The sequence below is a fragment of the Pseudarthrobacter chlorophenolicus A6 genome, assembly GCF_000022025.1.
In the GTDB taxonomy this organism is placed as follows: domain Bacteria; phylum Actinomycetota; class Actinomycetes; order Actinomycetales; family Micrococcaceae; genus Arthrobacter; species Arthrobacter chlorophenolicus.
Window position 1 is genome coordinate 2,832,633 of record NC_011886.1, and the last position, 17,236, is coordinate 2,849,868.

19 protein-coding genes are annotated in these 17,236 nt (G+C 65.2%); 8 read left to right on the forward strand and 11 right to left on the reverse strand.

Annotation, left to right across the window (positions count from 1 at the left end):
* Positions 1-18: 18 nt before the first annotated feature.
* Together ACHL_RS12705 and sigE are read right to left on the reverse strand one after the other, a co-directional pair.
* Positions 19-876, reverse strand: a complete 858-nt coding sequence (locus ACHL_RS12705) for an anti-sigma factor (RefSeq protein ID WP_015937691.1) — start codon at positions 874-876, stop codon at positions 19-21.
* Between the two features lie 7 nt (positions 877-883).
* Positions 884-1,498 carry an RNA polymerase sigma factor SigE gene (gene sigE, locus ACHL_RS12710; RefSeq protein WP_015937692.1) on the reverse strand — a complete coding sequence of 205 codons (615 nt, stop codon included), beginning with the start codon at positions 1,496-1,498 and terminating at the stop codon, positions 884-886.
* A gap of 228 nt (positions 1,499-1,726) precedes the next feature.
* Here sigE and ACHL_RS12715 point away from each other — a divergent pair, with 228 nt between their 5' ends.
* Positions 1,727-2,359, forward strand: coding sequence for an O-methyltransferase (locus ACHL_RS12715; protein ID WP_015937693.1), 633 nt, complete (start codon positions 1,727-1,729; stop codon positions 2,357-2,359).
* Positions 2,360-2,469: 110 nt separating this feature from the next.
* Here the strand turns inward: ACHL_RS12715 and ACHL_RS23815 are convergent, their stop codons facing one another.
* The 4 genes from ACHL_RS23815 to ACHL_RS12730 all read right to left on the reverse strand — a co-directional run bounded on the left by ACHL_RS23815 (position 2,470) and on the right by ACHL_RS12730 (position 5,374).
* Positions 2,470-2,637 (reverse strand): DUF3117 domain-containing protein, encoded by a 168-nt coding sequence (locus ACHL_RS23815; RefSeq protein ID WP_009357720.1) that lies wholly within the window; start codon positions 2,635-2,637, stop codon positions 2,470-2,472.
* 233 nt (positions 2,638-2,870) lie between these two features.
* Positions 2,871-4,130, reverse strand: a complete 1,260-nt coding sequence (locus tag ACHL_RS12720; RefSeq protein WP_015937694.1) for a glycosyltransferase family 39 protein — start codon at positions 4,128-4,130, stop codon at positions 2,871-2,873.
* Positions 4,127-4,552 (reverse strand): DivIVA domain-containing protein, encoded by a 426-nt coding sequence (locus ACHL_RS12725; protein WP_015937695.1) that lies wholly within the window; start codon positions 4,550-4,552, stop codon positions 4,127-4,129. The genes ACHL_RS12720 and ACHL_RS12725 overlap by 4 nt, the downstream gene beginning before the upstream one ends.
* 39 nt (positions 4,553-4,591) lie before the next feature.
* Entirely contained in the window at positions 4,592-5,374 is a 783-nt protein-coding gene (locus ACHL_RS12730) for an LOG family protein (RefSeq protein ID WP_015937696.1), read from the reverse strand.
* 116 nt (positions 5,375-5,490) lie between these two features.
* On the opposite strand from ACHL_RS12730, the gene ACHL_RS12735 reads away from it, so the two are divergent.
* From ACHL_RS12735 to ACHL_RS12750, 4 genes are all read left to right on the forward strand, one after another.
* Complete coding sequence (locus tag ACHL_RS12735) at positions 5,491-6,246, forward strand: amino acid ABC transporter ATP-binding protein (protein WP_015937697.1); 756 nt, start codon at positions 5,491-5,493, stop codon at positions 6,244-6,246.
* 70 nt (positions 6,247-6,316) lie between these two features.
* The gene (locus ACHL_RS12740) at positions 6,317-7,204 is read left to right on the forward strand and encodes a glutamate ABC transporter substrate-binding protein (protein WP_015937698.1); all 888 of its coding nucleotides are present in this window, start codon (positions 6,317-6,319) and stop codon (positions 7,202-7,204) included.
* Between the two features lie 87 nt (positions 7,205-7,291).
* Positions 7,292-7,942, forward strand: coding sequence for an amino acid ABC transporter permease (locus ACHL_RS12745; RefSeq protein ID WP_015937699.1), 651 nt, complete (start codon positions 7,292-7,294; stop codon positions 7,940-7,942).
* Positions 7,939-8,778 (forward strand): amino acid ABC transporter permease, encoded by an 840-nt coding sequence (locus tag ACHL_RS12750; protein WP_015937700.1) that lies wholly within the window; start codon positions 7,939-7,941, stop codon positions 8,776-8,778. The genes ACHL_RS12745 and ACHL_RS12750 overlap by 4 nt, the downstream gene beginning before the upstream one ends.
* A 96-nt stretch (positions 8,779-8,874) precedes the next feature.
* On the opposite strand, the gene dapE is transcribed toward ACHL_RS12750, so the two are convergent.
* Complete coding sequence (dapE, locus tag ACHL_RS12755; RefSeq protein WP_015937701.1) at positions 8,875-10,011, reverse strand: succinyl-diaminopimelate desuccinylase; 1,137 nt, start codon at positions 10,009-10,011, stop codon at positions 8,875-8,877.
* Between the two features lie 51 nt (positions 10,012-10,062).
* Between dapE and dapD the strand changes: the two genes are divergently transcribed.
* Together dapD and ACHL_RS12765 are read left to right on the forward strand one after the other, a co-directional pair.
* Positions 10,063-11,103 carry a 2,3,4,5-tetrahydropyridine-2,6-dicarboxylate N-succinyltransferase gene (dapD, locus tag ACHL_RS12760; protein ID WP_015937702.1) on the forward strand — a complete coding sequence of 347 codons (1,041 nt, stop codon included), beginning with the start codon at positions 10,063-10,065 and terminating at the stop codon, positions 11,101-11,103.
* A 7-nt stretch (positions 11,104-11,110) separates the two neighbouring features.
* On the forward strand, positions 11,111-11,968 hold the full coding sequence (locus ACHL_RS12765; protein ID WP_043794045.1) for a hypothetical protein: 858 nt from the start codon (positions 11,111-11,113) through the stop codon (positions 11,966-11,968).
* A gap of 14 nt (positions 11,969-11,982) precedes the next feature.
* On the opposite strand, the gene ACHL_RS12770 is transcribed toward ACHL_RS12765, so the two are convergent.
* Both ACHL_RS12770 and ACHL_RS12775 read right to left on the reverse strand, forming a co-directional pair.
* Positions 11,983-12,594 (reverse strand): hypothetical protein, encoded by a 612-nt coding sequence (locus tag ACHL_RS12770; protein WP_015937704.1) that lies wholly within the window; start codon positions 12,592-12,594, stop codon positions 11,983-11,985.
* 103 nt (positions 12,595-12,697) lie between these two features.
* Positions 12,698-13,306: a TetR/AcrR family transcriptional regulator gene (locus tag ACHL_RS12775; RefSeq protein ID WP_015937705.1), complete on the reverse strand. Its 609-nt coding sequence runs from the start codon at positions 13,304-13,306 to the stop codon at positions 12,698-12,700.
* A 102-nt stretch (positions 13,307-13,408) separates the two neighbouring features.
* On the opposite strand from ACHL_RS12775, the gene galE reads away from it, so the two are divergent.
* Complete coding sequence (galE, locus tag ACHL_RS12780) at positions 13,409-14,422, forward strand: UDP-glucose 4-epimerase GalE (RefSeq protein WP_015937706.1); 1,014 nt, start codon at positions 13,409-13,411, stop codon at positions 14,420-14,422.
* Positions 14,423-14,551: 129 nt separating this feature from the next.
* Here the strand turns inward: galE and ACHL_RS12785 are convergent, their stop codons facing one another.
* On the reverse strand, positions 14,552-15,838 hold the full coding sequence (locus tag ACHL_RS12785; protein WP_015937707.1) for a citrate synthase: 1,287 nt from the start codon (positions 15,836-15,838) through the stop codon (positions 14,552-14,554).
* Between the two features lie 249 nt (positions 15,839-16,087).
* Complete coding sequence (dapC, locus tag ACHL_RS12790; RefSeq protein WP_015937708.1) at positions 16,088-17,227, reverse strand: succinyldiaminopimelate transaminase; 1,140 nt, start codon at positions 17,225-17,227, stop codon at positions 16,088-16,090.
* Positions 17,228-17,236 lie beyond the last annotated feature (9 nt).

A 17,236-nucleotide genomic window follows, 5' to 3' on the forward strand; every position in this document is an offset into this window, starting at 1 on the left:
GGGCGGAAACAGCCTGGATTACTGGGTAAAGACGGCCACGATCCTGTTGATTCCGCGCTGTAAGCGGTTTTCCAGAGGCTCTCCGCCGGCGTCCTGGGCATTGCCATCGACCCCCGCCGTGAGTCCCTCCGCGGCCACGCCGCCGACCCGCTCCAGGATGGGCCCTGCATCGTCCGCCTGATCGGCGGGCAGGTTCGACTCGAAGGTGAACGTCCGTCCCCCGGATGTGTAGGTGGCTGACCACGGCGATGTTCCCAGGACCTGGACCGGACTGCCCTGGGGGCTCACTGCCTCCGCCGCCACGTTGCCTGCGTGCAGCTCGGTCACCGTGGCGTAATAGGATCCGTCGCTAAGCCGCAACTCCACCGCCGGCTGTCCGCCCCTGACCACGGCCCGGGCAGACTCCAAGTGGAATCCCATGGCTTCGAGCACCGGACAGGCCCAGCCCTCCTGGCGCAGGCTGCTGAGCTGGTCCGCGGTGAGCGCCCTGCCGTCAGCGGGTGTGTGTGCCGAGACCTGGGCAAGCATTGCCGGCTCAGCGGCATTCGCGGGGACGGGTTCGCCGGCGGCGGCGAGGGCACCGACGCCCAGGACACTTGCTGCGGCCACGGTGCCGCCGGCGGCCATGGCCAGGACCCGCACAGCCGTGCGGGGGGCCGTGACGGGAGGCGTGGCTGGAACCGGCTGGGCTGCGAGCAGCGACGTCCGTTCCAGCAGCCGCGCGGTCAGGTCGTTGCTTGCCGGCGGAATGGGAGCCTCGCGGAGCCGCTCCAAGTACTGGCGTTCCCGGCGCATGTCAAGGGCGCATTCCGGGCAGGACGCCATGTGGCTGGAGGTGCGCGCGTGCCTGCCGCCGGAGGCGAAGGGGTGCCTCATGTGCCGATCAGAGGATGCCGGCGATGCGCGGCATGGACAGTTTGCGCCGGGCGTGCTGCGGCCGCGGATCCCGGTGTGCCAGCTTCTCCCGCAGCATGGTCCTGCCGCGGTGGATCCGGGAGCGGACCGTCCCGAGCTTCACGCCCAGGGCCGCTGCCACCTCGTCATAGGACAGGCCTTCAAGGTCGCAGAGCACGACGGCGGCGCGGAAGTCCGGCGGCAGTTCCTCCAGGGCGGCCTGCACGTCGAGGTCCAGGTTGTTCAGTTCGAAGCTTTGCTCAGGGCCAGGCTCGCGTCCGGGAAGGCGGGACTCTGCGTCCTCGGCCAGTGCGTCAAACCGGATGCGGGTCTTGCGTCGCGCCTGGTCCAGGAAGAGGTTGGTGGTGATGCGGTGCAGCCAGCCATCCAACGTTCCGGGCTTGAAGTTTTCCAGCGAACGGAAGACGCGGACAAAGACCTCCTGGGTGAGGTCCTCGGCGTCGAACCTGTTGCCGGTCAGGCGGTAGGCCAGCCGGTAGACTTTGGCCGAGTGGTTGGTGACCACTTCTTCCCAGGTGGGACGGACCCAATCGGCTTCGGGATGTTGTGCTGCAGGGACAGGTGCCACTACTGAAGATGACATCGTCCACTCCCCTCGTGGAATGCTAACGCCCGGATACTGTTGACATCTCTGATTCGGCGCCGGTCATCTCTTGGATGAGCGGATAATAATCATTTCAAACTTGGCTGGGAATTTCCTGACTGCCGGAAAGTTATGCCGTGGGCGCAACCGCCCGCCTGCCATACTGTTCCGCCCCGACCCATTAGGCTGTAAAAGACAACCCCCTCTACGCCCAGGAAGCGAACATTAATGAGTGCCGACAAGTCCATCAGCTGGTCCTTTGCAGAAGATCTGCCCGCTGAGGATGACGTCATGCTTCGGGCCCGGGAGCGTTCCTTTGAACTCGGCGTTACCCCCATCGGCCCGGGGGTAGGGGCCGTCCTGACTGTGCTGGCAGCCGCGTCCAAGGCCCAGACCGCCGTCGAAATCGGAACCGGCGCGGGCGTGTCCGGCGTTTGCCTGCTGCGCGGCCTTGGCCCGCAGGCCGTTTTGACCACCATCGATGTGGATGTTGAGCACCTGAAAGCCGCCCGCGAGGCCTATGCCGAAGCCGGCAGCCCTGCCAACCGGACCCGCACCATTTCGGGCCGCGCCGGCGACGTCCTGCCCCGGCTCACGGACAACGCCTATGACATCGTGTTTATCGACGCGGACAAGCCCGGCCTGCCCGGGTACGTGGAGCAGGCCGTCCGCCTCCTGAAGCGTTCCGGACTGCTGATCATCAACGACGCCCTGGACAAAGACAAGGTTGCCAATCCGGCGGGACGCGAGCCCAACACGGTCATCCTTCGGCAGGTAGGCAAGGCAATCCGCGAGGACAAGAGGCTGGCCACCGCCATGCTCCCCACCGGGGACGGCCTGCTGGTGGCAGTCAAGAAGTAACAGTGTTGGTTTCCGCGGCCGGCGCCGGCCGGCCGCGGAACAGCACCAGGAAATGCGCCGGGAACAGGGCAGGGCCTGCAGCCAACAGCCGCGGACCCTGTCCGGCACGATTATTCGGTAACGCCTACCAGGCATTCCTTGAGGTTTGCCGCTTCCGCGGCGTTCAGCTCAACCACAAGACGCCCGCCGCCCTCGAGCGGGACGCGCATGATCAGGCTGCGGCCCTCCTTGGTGACTTCCATTGGGCCGTCGCCGGTGCGTGGTTTCATAGCAGCCATGAGGAATTCCCCTCCATTTAGTCCCAGGACTGATCAGCCCGGTCGGGCTGTGTCCGCATGTCGATCAGGCCGCTGTGACGGAGGGGCTCTCCACCGCCAAGGCTGCGCGTATTCTGAATGCTTTTTGTCCTTGCTTACTGACTATTATCCCGGAATTACCCGTACGTAGCTAATCGATGGACATTTTCGGCACGCCTTAATTCCCGCTTTGACCTGCACGGAAGCACAATTAATCAGGGTGGGTAATCGCCGCCGCCAGGCAACTGCGCCCAGGCCCACAGCCATACGATCCACACCATCTGGAGCAGCAGGAACATTGTCACCGCAGTCCCCCGGTAGGCCCTCGAGCGGGACAGCAGGACGGCACCCAGCGCCAGCGGGAAAAGCGGCAACAGCATCCGGAAGGTGCTGGTCTGCGGGTGCAGGAAGACCACCAGGTAACCCATGTAGCAGGCGCACCACAGGCGCATTTCGACGCCGAGGCGCACCACCGGCGGAAGGAACAGCATGGCGCCGAAAAGCGCCACGAAAACGAACGGGGCCAGGACGCCCAGCACCGGGCCGAAAAGGTCGACGCCGGTATCGAACCAGGGCCTGAACGGCACCAGGTCATGTCCGCGCCACACCGTCTCGGTTTTTGTATACGCCTCGATATCGCCTGTTGCCGCCCACGCCGCCGCGGGCCAGGCAAGGGCGGACAGGCCTGCGACGCCGGTCAGGGCCGCCAAGCGGACCAGTTCACCGGCCGGGCTCGCGGCCGGGGGCACTGGTTTCGGTTGTCCCTGCCTGATCCAGGCCACCAGCCGTGCGAGGAAGAGGATGCCCAGCATCGCCGCGAAGGGCACCCCCACCGGGCGGGACAGGCACATCAGCACCACCACGGGCATCGCCCACAGGTACTGCCGGCGGATCACCAGCAACAGCGCCGCGGCCAGCAGCAGGAGGGTGAGCGGCTCGGCATAGGGCACCTGCAGGACGGCCGAGACCGGGAATGTGGCAAAGAACGCCACCCCCCACAACGCCGCCGCGTGCTCCGCTTTCTGCCGGAAGAGCACATACACCACCAGCGCGGCCGCCCAGCCGGACAGCATGGCGATGATGGTCAGCGAGGCTGCGGGGTTCATCCCGGTCAGGCTGGTCAGGCCTCGGGCCAGAGCCGGGAAAAGCGGATAGAACGCCCAGGCGTTTTCCTGTACGTTGCCCAGGGCATCAGTGGGCAGCTGCGTGGGATAGCCGTTGGCAATGACTTCGCCGTACCACCGGGCATCCCAGATGTTGATGAAATTCCAGTAGTCGGGTTTGGCCGGAAACCACGGGTTGGTGCCCTGGTGCAGGGCTGCAGCCATGAAGATGCAGGCGCTGACGAGCCGGGCGGCCACGTAGATGGCGGACACCTGCGCCCACCACGGCCAGCGCCGGACCACCTCGGCCGCCCTGGCGGCCGCAGCCTGCGCAGAACCAGAGTTCGCACGGCGGCGCTCCACGGTGCTCATTGGACGTCCGCAGCGGAAGGCGCGGTCCCGCCGTCGGACGCTTTTCCGTGTTCGACGGCGGGCACCGCGCCATGGCTGCCCCCGTTCCCGGCGCTGGCCTGCAAGGCCTGGAGGCGTGACCGCAGCTCGTCAGACTCCTTCCGGGCCGCCGCCAGCTGGTCCCGCAGCTCGTCCAGCACCTGGTCCACCTGGTCCATGCGGTAGCCCCGAAGGCCGAGCGCGAACCGCACCTTGTCCACATCACGGGGTGCGGCGTCGGCCGGGAGCAACACCGGCGGAAGGTTGGCCGGCGGCTGCTCAAAACCGCCGTCCAGCAGCGCGGGCAACGCCTGCCGGCCGGTCTTCCGCGAGCGCAGCCCGACGCCGGTCCACAGCACTGCACCAACCAGCACGATGGCAAGGAAAACGAGAAAGAAGCTCACCGTCCCATCGTGCCAGAACCGCGCCCGGCAAGAGGCGTGCTACTCCGGCCGCTGCTCCCCGTTCATGGGCGGGACGGGGCCGCCGTGGAGCACGCGCTCAACGGCTTCGGCGGGGCTGTCCACCACCTGGATCAGGTCGAGGTCTTTCTCCGAGACCATGCCCTCGGCCACCAGGGTTCCCCGGATCCAGTCGATCATGGGCCCCCAGAACTCGACGCCGAGCAGGACGATGGGGAATGATGTCACCTTCCGTGTCTGCACCAGCACCATGGCTTCGAAGAGCTCATCGAGGGTGCCCAGGCCGCCGGGAAGGACGATGAACCCCTGGGCGTACTTGACGAACATGGTCTTGCGGGCGAAGAAGTAGCGGAAGTTGATGCCGAGGTCCACCCACTGGTTGAGGCCCTGTTCGAACGGCAGTTCAATGCCGAGGCCCACGGAGACTCCGTTGCCTTCCACAGTGCCCCGGTTGGCCGCTTCCATGGAGCCGGGGCCGCCGCCGGTGATCACCGCAACGCCGGCCTCGGCCAGCTTGCGCCCCACTTCAACACCCATTTCGTAGTACACGCTGCCCGGCTTGGTCCGTGCCGAACCGAAGACGCTGACCGCCTTGCCGATATCTGCAAGGGCACCAAAGCCCTCAACGAATTCGCTCTGGATCCGCAGAACGCGCCACGGATCGGTATGGACAAACTGGCCTGGCCCCTTGGTATCGAGCAGATGCTGGTCCGACATTTCCACCGCCGCCTGCTTTCGGCGGAGTTCAAGGGGGCCTTTGCGGCGCGGTTGGATGTTCTTGGCCGGATCTGCACTGATGCTCATTCCCCAAGGCTAACGCGACTCCCGGCGCAGCCACGGCAGGTATCTCTTGAATCACGATGTGCAGGAACATGCCGTGATTCGCGTCATAACCCGCTGTTCTTCGCTAGATTCTTCCTATGACTACTCATGTGCCCGGCGATGCCCTCGTCTCCCTGAACGCCGTAAATAAGCATTACGGCCAGCTGCACGTTTTGAAGGACATCAACCTGCAGGTCCGCAAGGGCGAGGTTGTCGTGGTCATCGGGCCGTCGGGCTCCGGTAAGTCCACCCTCTGCCGCGCCATCAACCGCCTTGAGACCATCGAGGACGGCACCATCAGCATCGACGGGAAGGTCCTTCCCGAAGAAGGCAAGGCGCTGGCACAGCTGCGCGCCGACGTCGGAATGGTGTTCCAGTCCTTCAACCTCTTCGCGCACAAGACCATCCTCGAGAACGTGACCCTTGGCCCCATCAAGGTCAAGGGAGTTTCAAAAGGCGAGGCCGACAAGGATGCCATGGCCCTGCTCGAGCGGGTGGGCGTGGGACACCAGGCTCCGAAGCTTCCCGCCCAGCTCTCCGGCGGCCAGCAGCAGCGCGTGGCCATCGCCCGCGCCCTCGCCATGAAGCCGAAGGTCATGCTCTTCGACGAGCCCACCTCCGCCCTTGACCCCGAAATGATCAACGAGGTCCTGGATGTCATGGTGCAGTTGGCCAAAGAAGGCATGACCATGATTGTGGTCACCCATGAGATGGGCTTCGCCCGCAAAGCCGCGGACCGGGTCGTTTTCATGGCCGATGGCCAGATCGTCGAGGACGCCACCCCCGAGGAGTTCTTCACGAATCCCAAGAGCGACCGCGCCAAGGACTTCCTCTCCAAGCTCCTTACCCACTGATTCCCCTTCGAACAAACACTCCAAGTTCGCACCCAGGCCGTGATCCGCGGCCATCAATGAAAGGAATGTCATGAAGGCATTTTTGACCCGGCGGAAATCATTTGTTGTGGCGGCAACCGCCGCACTTGCCCTGTCCCTGAGCGCCTGCGGCGGAGGCGACGCCGGCGGCGGAAGCAACCCTGCTCCCGTGGAAAAGCCGACGTTTGCTGCCGGCACCACCATGGAAAAGCTCTCCTCGGCCGGCACCATCAAGATCGGCACCAAGTTCGACCAGCCACTCTTCGGCCAGGTGGGCCTGGACGGCAAGCCCGTCGGTTTCGACGTTGAAATCGGCAAGCTGATCGCCGCCAAGCTCGGCATTGCCGCAGACAAGATCGAATGGTCCGAGACTGTCTCCGCCAACCGCGAACCCTTCATCGAGCAGGGCAAGGTTGACCTGGTGATCGCCACCTACACCATCAACGACAAGCGCAAGCAGGTTGTCAGCTTTGCCGGACCGTACTACGAAGCCGGCCAGGCCCTGATGGTGAACAAGGACAACGACTCCATCAAGAAGCCCGAAGACGTCAAGGGCAAGAAGGTCTGCTCCGTGACCGGCTCCACCCCGGCTGCCACCATTGTGGACAAGTACGGTGCGGAACTGGTTCCCGCTGCCACCTACTCCGCTTGCCTTGAGCCGCTGCGCAACAAGCAGGTTGAAGCAGTCACCACGGACAACGTGATCCTCGCAGGTTTCGTTGATAAGGAACCGGACGCCTTCAAGCTCGCCTCGGACGAAACCTTCACCAAGGAGCCCTACGGCATCGGCCTGAAGAAGGACGACGCCGAGTTCCGCAACTGGATCAACGACCAGCTCGAAGCCTTCGAGAAGGACGGCGACTACAAGAAGGCCTGGGAGGCCACTGCCGGTTCAGTCATCAAGACTGCCCCAAGCCTGCCCACGATCAACCGCTACTAGGTCGACCGGCTGCTGCCGGGCCCGGTTCGTCCGGCCCCGGCAGCAATCCGCCTTCCCTTCCGTCCACGCAAAGAGCCGAAGGATCCTATGGACGTCATTCTTGAAAACCTCCCCTTGTATTGGGAAGGTTTTCTCCGCACCCTCTTCCTGTCCGCCGTCTCCGGGGTCATCGCGCTGGTGCTCGGTACCCTCCTCGCAGCCGCCAGGGTATCCCCCGTGGCTGCCCTCCGCGGTTTCAGCACGGTTTACGTGGAAGTTCTCCGCAACACCCCGCTGACCATCGCCTTCTTCTTCGCTGCCATCGTGCTCCCCCGCCTTGGGGTCAAGTTCGAGCAGTTTGAGATTGCCGCGATCATCGCCCTTAGCACCTACACCGCAGCGTTCATCGCCGAAGCTGTCCGTTCCGGTGTCAACAGTGTTCCGGTGGGCCAGGCTGAGGCCGCCCGCAGCATTGGCATGGGGTTCGGCCAGGTACTCTCCCTCATCATCCTGCCGCAGGCCCTGAGGACGGTGATCCCGCCGTTGATCAACATCCTGATCGCCCTGGTGAAGAACTCGTCCGTGGCAGGCGCGTTCTTCGTCCTTGAGCTCTTCGGTTACGGCCGGCAGCTGGCCAACGCCAACGGCGATGCCGTCATCACGGTCCTGCTCGGCACCGCATTCTTCTATCTGCTCCTCACCGTTCCGCTGGGCATCCTTGCCAGCACGGTGGAACGAAAGGTGGCGATTGCCCGATGAGCTCCGTTCTGTATGACGTTCCCGGTCCCAAGGCCCGGCGAATATCCCTGATCGCTTCCATTGCGGGCGCTGTACTGATCCTTGGCCTGGTGGCCTGGATCGTCATGATTCTCGCCCAGCAGGGAATCTTTGAGGGCCGCCGCTGGCAGATCTTCACCCGCGCCGATGTGTGGAGGCTCCTGGGCAATGGCCTGGGCGCCACCCTCAGTGCCGCGGCCCTTGCCGCCGTCATCGCCTTCCCGCTGGGACTCGCGCTCTGCCTCCTGCGCATCGCGGACTCGCCCATCATCCGTATTCCGGTCCGGGTAGTCCTGGAGTTCCTGCGCGGCATGCCCGTGGTCCTGATGATGCTGTTTGTCCTCCTGGGCTTCGGCACTTCACCTTTCATCGCCGTTGTCACAGGCCTGGTGCTCTACAACGCGGCTGTCTTCGCGGAGATCATCCGTGCCGGCATCTCATCCCTGCCCAAGGGCCAGCGGGAAGCCGGCCTGGCCATCGGCCTGACCAGCTACCGCTCACGCATGCTGATCGAACTGCCGCAGGCTATCCGCCGCATGATGCCTTCACTCGTGGCACAGATGGTGGTGCTCCTGAAGGACACCTCGCTGGGCTATATCGTGGCCTACGGTGAGCTGCTGCGCGCTGTGCAGGTTATGGCGGACTTCCTGGGCAACGCATTCCTGTTCCCCGTGTTCTTCGTCGCCGCAGCGATTTACATCGCCATCAATATCCTCGTCTCACGGCTCGCTGTGTGGATCGAGCGGCGCGGTTCCAAGAAGGCAGCCGGCGGCACTGCTAAAGCTGAGCCGGCTGCGGTGGAAGCAGGGGCTCCCTAGTCCCGCGCTAGAACTATTCCAACAGGTGTGGCCCGGATCTGATGATCCGGGCCACACCTGTTTATATCCGGCTCCGCCGGGGACGCAGTCCTTGGGTCAGCCCTGAAGCCAGTTCCGCAATGCCCGGAGGCACTCACGGATGGCTTCCGCATCCACGTGTTCGTTGTCCTTGTGGGCCAACAGCGGATCACCAGGGCCGAAGTTCACTGCGGGGATCCCCAGTTCGCTGAACCGCGCGACGTCGGTCCAGCCATATTTGGGCTTGGGTTCGGCTCCCACGGCGGCCACGAAGGAGGCTGCAGCGGGGTGGTTCAGTCCCGGGCGGGCACCGGCAGCGGCATCGATACGGACCACCTCGAAGCCCTCGAGAAGGTTCCGGACAACGGCCTCGGCCTCATCGGGCGACTTGTCCGGCGCAAAGCGGTAGTTAATCTCCACCACGCAACGGTCCGGAATGACGTTGCCGGCCGTTCCGCCGTTGATCTTCACCGCGTTCAGGCTCTCGCGGTAATCGAGTCCGTCAACGTTGACGGTCTGCGGTTCGTAGGCGGCCAGCCGGGCCAGGATCGGGGCCGCCGCGTGGATGGCATTGCTGCCCATCCACGCCCGCGCCGAATGGGCAGCCTCCCCGACAGTGGTGGCCTCGAAACGGCTGGTGCCGTTGCAGCCGCCTTCCACGGTGCCGTGGGTCGGTTCCAGCAGGATGGCGAAGTCGCCGTCCAGCAGGTGGCCGTGGTTACGGACCAGGCGCCCCAGCCCGCTCTTGACGGCCTCGACTTCCTCGTGGTCGTAAAAGACGAAGGTGACATCGCGCTGTGGCTGGGCGCCGTCGTCGAACATGGTGGCAGCGAGGGCCAGCTGGACCGCGACCCCGCCCTTCATGTCCGTGGCACCGCGTCCGTACAGCACGCCTTCCCCCGGCACTCCGGATTCCCAGGTGGACGGCACCGTGCCCTTCGACCCCTCCGTCAGCGGCAACGGAACGGTATCGAGGTGCCCGGCGAGGATGACGCGTTCGGCCTTCCCCAGCTCCGTGCGGGCAATGATGGAATCGCCATCCCGGACAACCGTCAGCTGGGGAATGACCGCCAGGGCTGCTTCCACGGCGTCGGCGAGTTCCTTCTCTTTGCCGGACACGCTGTTGATGTCCATCACGGCTGCGGTCAGCAGCGCGACGTCCTGGCGGAGGTCAAGTGCGGATACGGATGAGTGGGGGGTGGGTTCGGCAGTCACGAAGCCAGTCTAGTTCGAACCCTGGGGCCACCCCTCGATAGACTGGACCACATGACTGAGACCGCTTCCTCCGCCGTGCCCGAAACCCTGAACGACACCACTGACAGCCGCTCCGCCCACGGCTTTGGCGTTGCCACCATCGCTCGCGCCAGCAGCGATGGTTCAGCCGAAGCAACTGTCCTGGACGTCTGGTTCCCGGCACCGTCGCTGGGAGTTGCCGCAGACAACCTCCGCTCCGTGGAACACGCCGATCCGGTGCTGACCCAGATCGCGGAAAGCGGTGCCGACGAGGACCGGGGCACCGAGCAGAAGGTGGTCTTCGTCCAGATCAACCTCGACGAGGCACCGGCGGACACCGCAGACGCCTACCTCCGCCTGCACCTGCTCTCGCACCGCCTGGTCCGCCCCAACTCCATCAACCTGGACGGAATCTTCGGCAAGCTCCCCAACGTGGTGTGGACCAACTTCGGCCCCGCCGCCGTCGAAGGCTTCGAACTCACCCGCGCCCGCCTCCGCCGCCGCGGCGCCGTCACCGTCTACGGCGTGGACAAGTTCCCCCGCATGGTGGACTACGTAGTGCCCGCCGGGGTCCGGATCGCCGACGCCGACCGCGTCCGCCTCGGCGCCCACCTGGCCGCCGGTACCACCGTCATGCACGAAGGCTTTGTGAACTTCAACGCCGGAACCCTGGGCACATCCATGGTTGAGGGCCGCATCTCCGCGGGCGTGGTCACCGGAGACGGCAGCGACGTCGGCGGCGGAGCTTCGATCATGGGCACCCTCTCGGGCGGCGGCAAGGAGAAAATCACCATCGGCGAGCGGGTCCTGCTCGGAGCGAACTCCGGCGTTGGCATCAGCATTGGCGACGACTCCGTTGTTGAAGCCGGACTGTACGTAACGGCCGGCACCCGCGTCCGCGTCCCCGGACCCAAGGACGAGGTAGGCGAAGACACCACGAAGATCGTCAAGGCCGCCGAGCTTTCCGGTGTGCCCAACCTTCTCTTCCGCCGCAATTCCACCACCGGCGCCGTGGAGGTCCTCCCCCGCCAGGGCCAGACGGTGGAACTGAACGACGCGCTCCACGCCAACTGATTCCACGGTGGCACGCAGACGCGGCCTCCGCCGACTCGCTGTCCTGGTGCTCGTCCTGGTCCTGGTAGCCGGCGGCATCTACTCTGCAGTGTTTTTTGTGCAGCGCTCCGAAACCCTCGTTTCTGAGCGCTGCACGGCTGTGGTGGGCGACAGGAAGGCCGAACTCGCTCCGGACCAGGCCGTTTATGCATCATTGATCACCGCTGTCGCGGTGCAGCGCGGCTTGCCGCCCCGGGCCGCCAGCATCGCGCTGGCCACTGCCATGCAGGAATCGAAGCTGCGCAACATCGGCCACGGCGACCAGGCGGGGCCGGACTCGCGCGGCCTGTTCCAGCAGCGGCCGTCACAGGGCTGGGGCACCGAAGCCCAGGTCATGGACCCCTACTACGCCGTCAACGCGTTCTACGACGCCCTGGTGAAGGTGCCGGGCTACGAAACCCTCGAGATTACGGACGCGGCCCAGCGGGTGCAGCGCTCCGCATTCCCCACCGCCTACGCCGAACACGAAGACATGGGCCGCTCTTTCGCGTCCGGGCTGTCAGGCCAGACGCCCGAAGCCGTGCAGTGCACGCTCCGTACGGCGGGCGACGCAGGTGACACGGACGCGGTCCTGGCCGAACTCGGCCGCGCTTACGGAGCCCTGCCGGCCACGGACGAGGGGCAAACCCTGGTGGTGGAGGCCACCGGCACCGCGGCGTGGTCGGTGGCCCAATGGGCCGTGGCCAACGCCAAGGACCTCGACGTTGTCCGGGTGGACATCGCCGGCCGGAGCTGGGACCGCGACGAGCGCACCGGTTGGCAGGAGTCGGACGCGGCCGAAGGCCAGGTGCGCATCACGGTATCCCAGGCCTCCTCCGGCGCCTAAGCCCCGGCAGCGGATCAGACGAGGATTTCCACCACCGGCTGCACGTAACTGCGGAACAGCTCCGGTTCGCCCATCAGCTGCTGGCTCATAATGATCTTGTCCGGCTCCAGGTACCACGCACGGTGTTCGTTGAGCGGCAACTCAATGATGGACAGCTTGAAGTCCCGCGAATCGCGGCCCACCTCCATCAGCCGGTCATCCACCATATCGGTCAGCAGGTGGTCAGCGCCGTTGGCCTCCCGTTCCGCTTCCAGCTCGGCATACTCGCTCCGCCGTTCCCTGGCCCAGGACAGGGCGGAGCCGAAGTGTGCCTGCAGGACCCGCTGGAGGGCCGGGGAGTTGCCGAAAGCCTCGAAGTCCGGCGGCGAGAGGTCCGGAGAGGTGTGCGGGTAAGCCTTGAGCAGTTGTTCCCACCAGGCTTCCCACTCCGTTTTCAGAGCACCCAGGCCGCCCACATCGGCGGTGAGGTGGCTGTGGTCGGCGGGGCGGACTTTGGGCCTGGCGTGCGAGAGCGCAGGGTGGCCGGCTCCGTTCAATCCTGCGGTATCGCGGAGATAGAGCGCGATCATCATGGGCCCCGACGTGTCCGTGGTGATCTGCCACCTGGAACCGCTTGCCTGCTGCATCCGAAGTCCTTCCTGGAGTACTTCCCTGCCCGGGCCGCCGGCACCATCCGCCAGCAGCCCCGGTTCCCAGTCTATTCCCGGTTCCACCCCACGTTAATGTCCTTCAGCGACCCAGTCCGTCAAGATGGCGTTCCAGCACGCCGCTGCACATATCCGCGGTCATCCAGGCGGGCTGCAGCAGTGCGTGCATGCCCAGGCCATCAAGGGTCGCCAGCAGCCGCTCAGCCTCAATCACCAGGTTCTCCTGGGGTTCGTCCGCGGGCATCAGTCCGGCTACTACCTGGCCGGCGATGACCGCCACCTGCCGGTGGCTGCGGTCCGCCTCAGGGGCAAAGAAAGGCTTGATCCGGGCGGCACTCCTGAAGGCCATCAGGGCACAGATCTCCACGGCCCGCTCTTCGTCCAGCGGCAGCATTCCGCCCAGCAGTGTTAATACAGCCTGGCGGTGGGCCGCGCTGCCGGGAAGTGCGGCATCCATGGCGGGGAGCATGGACTGGAGCCGCGCCACCACCCGGTCCACAACGCTGGCAAAGGAGAACGCGAGAAGCTCGTCGCTGCCTGCGAAGTAGTGGCGGACGGACCCGACAGCGAGCCCTGCCTCGTCTGCCACCTCCCGCAGTGAAGCCCGTTCCAGGCCGTCGACGGCAATAATGCGCAGGACGGCGTCTACTACATCCCGGCGCCGGGCATCCGGGTCAACAATTTTGGGCATCCTTATTATTTAGCACACTTGTGCTCCAAAGACGGGACCGGCACCCTGCCCGGCATCCGGAACGCGGCGGCAGACGGGGGCTGCGTTGGATAGGGTTGAGGCATGAAAATTCTGGTTACGGGGGGCACCGGCTACATCGGTTCCCACACTGTCCTTTCCCTGCAGGAAGCCGGCCACGACGTGGTCGTCATCGACAACCTGGTCAACTCCAGCGAAGAGTCCCTGCGGCGCGTTGCCGAACTCAGCGGAAAGGAAGCGGAGTTCCACAACGTGGACCTGGTGGATGAAGCCGCGGTGGAGCAGGTCTTCGCCGGCGCGGGCATCGACGCCGTCATCCACTTCGCCGGGCTCAAGGCCGTGGGTGAATCCGTCCGGGAACCGCTGAAGTACTACTACAACAACCTGGTGGGCACGCTGAACCTGATCCGCGTCATGGACCGCCATGACGTCCGGTCCTTCGTGTTCAGCTCGTCGGCCACAGTCTATGGCGAGCACAACCCCATCCCCTACGTGGAAAAGATGGAGATCGGCGCGAACAACCCCTACGGCCGCACCAAGGAACAGATCGAGGACATCCTCTCGGACCTCGGCGATGCCGATCCCCGCTGGCACATCGCACTGCTGCGCTACTTCAATCCGGTGGGCGCGCACCCGTCGGGCAGGATCGGCGAGGACCCGCAGGGCATCCCGAACAACCTCGTGCCGTTCATCGCCCAGGTGGCGGTGGGACGCCGCGAGAAGCTGATGGTCTTCGGCGGCGACTACGACACACCCGACGGTACCTGCCTCCGCGACTACATCCACGTGGAAGACCTCGCCGAGGGGCACGTCGCGGCCCTGAACTACGTGGCAGGCCGTGCCGGCGTTTTCCGCTGGAACCTGGGCTCCGGCAGGGGCTCCTCGGTACTTGAAGTCCTCCGCTCCTTCGAAAAGGCTGTAGGTGAGCCCATCCCCTACGAAATCACGGAGCGCCGCGCCGGCGACCTGCCCGCGTTCTGGGCTGACGCCGCTTCCGCACTGGCAGACCTGGGCTGGTCCACCACCAAGACCGTGGACCAGATGTGCGAGGACCACTGGCGCTGGCAGAAAAACAACCCGCAGGGCTACGCCTCCTGACGCCAGTCGGTGGTTGAGCTTGTCGAAACCCGGGTTTCGGCAAGCTCTGCCGCCGGACCAAACGCGAAACGGCCGCCCACCTTTGGAAGGTGGGCGGCCGCCGTCGTAATAACTGCCGTGCGGGCGGAATTACCGGACCGGGTAGTCGCGCTCCGGTTCGCCGATGTAGAGCTGGCGCGGGCGGCCGATCTTGGTGTTGGGGTCGCTGATCATTTCACGCCACTGGGCAATCCAGCCGGGGAGGCGGCCGATGGCGAACAGCACGGTGAACATCTTCTCCGGGAAGCCCATGGCCTTGTAGATCAGGCCGGTGTAGAAGTCCACGTTCGGGTAGAGCTTGCGCTGGATGAAGTAGTCATCGCTGAGCGCCTTCTCTTCGAGGCGGAGGGCAATGTCCAGCAGTTCGTCGTTGCCGCCGAGCTTGGTGAGGATCTCGTGGGCCGTTGCCTTGACGATCTTGGCACGGGGATCGTAGTTCTTGTAGACGCGGTGCCCGAAGCCCATGAGCCGGACGCCGTCTTCCTTGTTCTTGACCTTCTCCATGTAATCCTCGGGCTTGAGGCCCTCGGCCTGGATCTGGCGCAGCATCTTGAGCACGGCCTCGTTGGCGCCGCCGTGGGCGGGGCCGAACAGGGCGTTGATGCCGGCAGAGACGGAGGCGAACAGGTTGGCGTTGGACGAGCCCACCAGGCGCACCGTTGACGTGGAGCAGTTCTGCTCGTGATCCGCGTGCAGGATGAGGAGCAGGTCCAGGGCCTTGGCCACCACCGGGTCAACCTCGTACTGCTCGGCCGGAAGCCCGAAGCTCAGGCGGAGGAAGTTCTCCACCAGGTTGTGGGAGTTGTCCGGGTACAGCATGGGCTGACCGATGGACTTCTTGTGCGCGTACGCAGCGATGACCGGCAGCTTGGCCATGAGGCGGATAGTGGAAACTTCCACCTGCTCGGCGTTGAACGGGTCCAGCGAGTCCTGGTAGAACGTGGACAGCGCGGACACGGCCGAGGACAGCACGGGCATGGGGTGCGCGTCGCGGGGGAACCCGCCGAAGAAGCCCTTCAGCTCCTCATGCAGGAGGGTGTGGCGCCGGATCTTCTGGTCGAACTCGTCCAGTTCCGTGGGCGTGGGGAGGTTGCCGTAAATCAGGAGGTAGGACACCTCAAGGAAACTGGAGTGCTGCGCTAGCTGCTCGATGGGGTACCCGCGGTAGCGCAGGATGCCCGCATCGCCATCGATGTAGGTGATCGCGGACGTGGTTGCCGCGGTGTTCATGAAGCCGGGGTCGAAGGTGACTGCGCCCGTCTGCTTCAGCAGCTTGGAAACGTCGTAGCCTTCGTTTCCTTCAATAACCTGGATGCGCGGCAGCTTGAGCTCTCCGCCTGCGTGAAGCAGGGTGGCCGCGTTGTTGGTCTCAGTCATGGAGTCCCCTTCATGAGGCGTCTCGGCCTCTGTCGAAAGCTTGATCCAACATCAGGTGAGCCGCGCACTTGAGCCTGAGAAGACAGGATCCAACACCCGGACTGCCTTCTTGTAGAAAGCCACCATTGATAGTCACTTAAAAACTACCGCCAGTTGGGCACGTGTCACTAATCCGGGTCGGCGCAAAGACCCCTAAAATGCGGGCAGTGTGTTGCGAGTCACATGATTGTTACGGGATCACGCAGGTGTTCAGGACAACCGTTCCACAGCCGCGCCGATCCGTTCGTCGGAGCCCGTCAGTGCGACGCGGACGAACCCGTTGCCGGCTTCCCCGTAGAACACCCCAGGACCCACCACGATGCCGCGATCGGCAAGGCGGGCAACGGTATCCCAGGTGCCCTCCCCTGCCGAGCTCCAGAGGTAGAGGCCGGCGTCGGAATCCTTGATCTCCAGGCCGAACCCGCGCAGGGCGGGTACCAGCTGCTCGCGGCGTGCGCGGTAGAGGTCCTTCTGGGCCTCCACGTGGGTATCGTCGCCGAGCGCCACCCGCATGGCCTCCTGAACCGGGAACGGAACAATCATTCCGGCGTGCTTGCGGCTGTTGACCAGGTTGGGCATCAGCGCCGGGTCACCGGCTACGAATGCCGCCCGGTAGCCGGCCACGTTCGACTGCTTGCTCAGCGAGTAGACCGCCAGCAGGCCTTCGTGGGACCCACCGGCCACACGCGGATCCAGGATGCTGGGGACGGGCTGGCCGCCGCGCTGGACGTCCCAATCGCCCCAGCCGAGTTCTGCATAGCATTCGTCGGAGGCCACCACGGCGCCGAGCTCCCGTGCCTGGACCACAAGTGCCCTCAGCGATTCGACGTCCCGCACGCTTCCGGTGGGATTGCCCGGGGAATTGACCCAGATGAGGCGCACGCGGGAGCGGACGGCGTCGTCGAGCTCGTCCAGATTGTCCGTGGCCACGGAGGTGACGCCGCCGAACGTGGCGCCGATATCGTACGTGGGGTAGGCCACCTTGGGACGCACGACGATGTCTCCCGGCTTCAGGCCCAGCAGCAGCGGGAGCCACGCAACAAGTTCCTTCGAACCTACCGTGGGCATGATGTTTCGCGGGTCCAGGCCGGATACCCCGCGGCGGCGCTCGAACCAGCCGGCGATGGCGTCGCGGAGCGCGGGAGTTCCGTGCACCGTGGGATAGCCCGGTGCATTGGCTGCAGCCGTCAGCGCGTCCTGGATGATGGCAGGCGTGGGATCCACCGGCGTTCCGATGGACAGGTTAACTGCCCCGCCCGGGTGCTCGGAGGCCTTCGCCAGGTACGGCGCCATGGCCTCCCACGGGTAGTCGGGCAGGTCCAGGCCGAAAGTGCGCAGTGCAGCGGTCACCGTTACGCC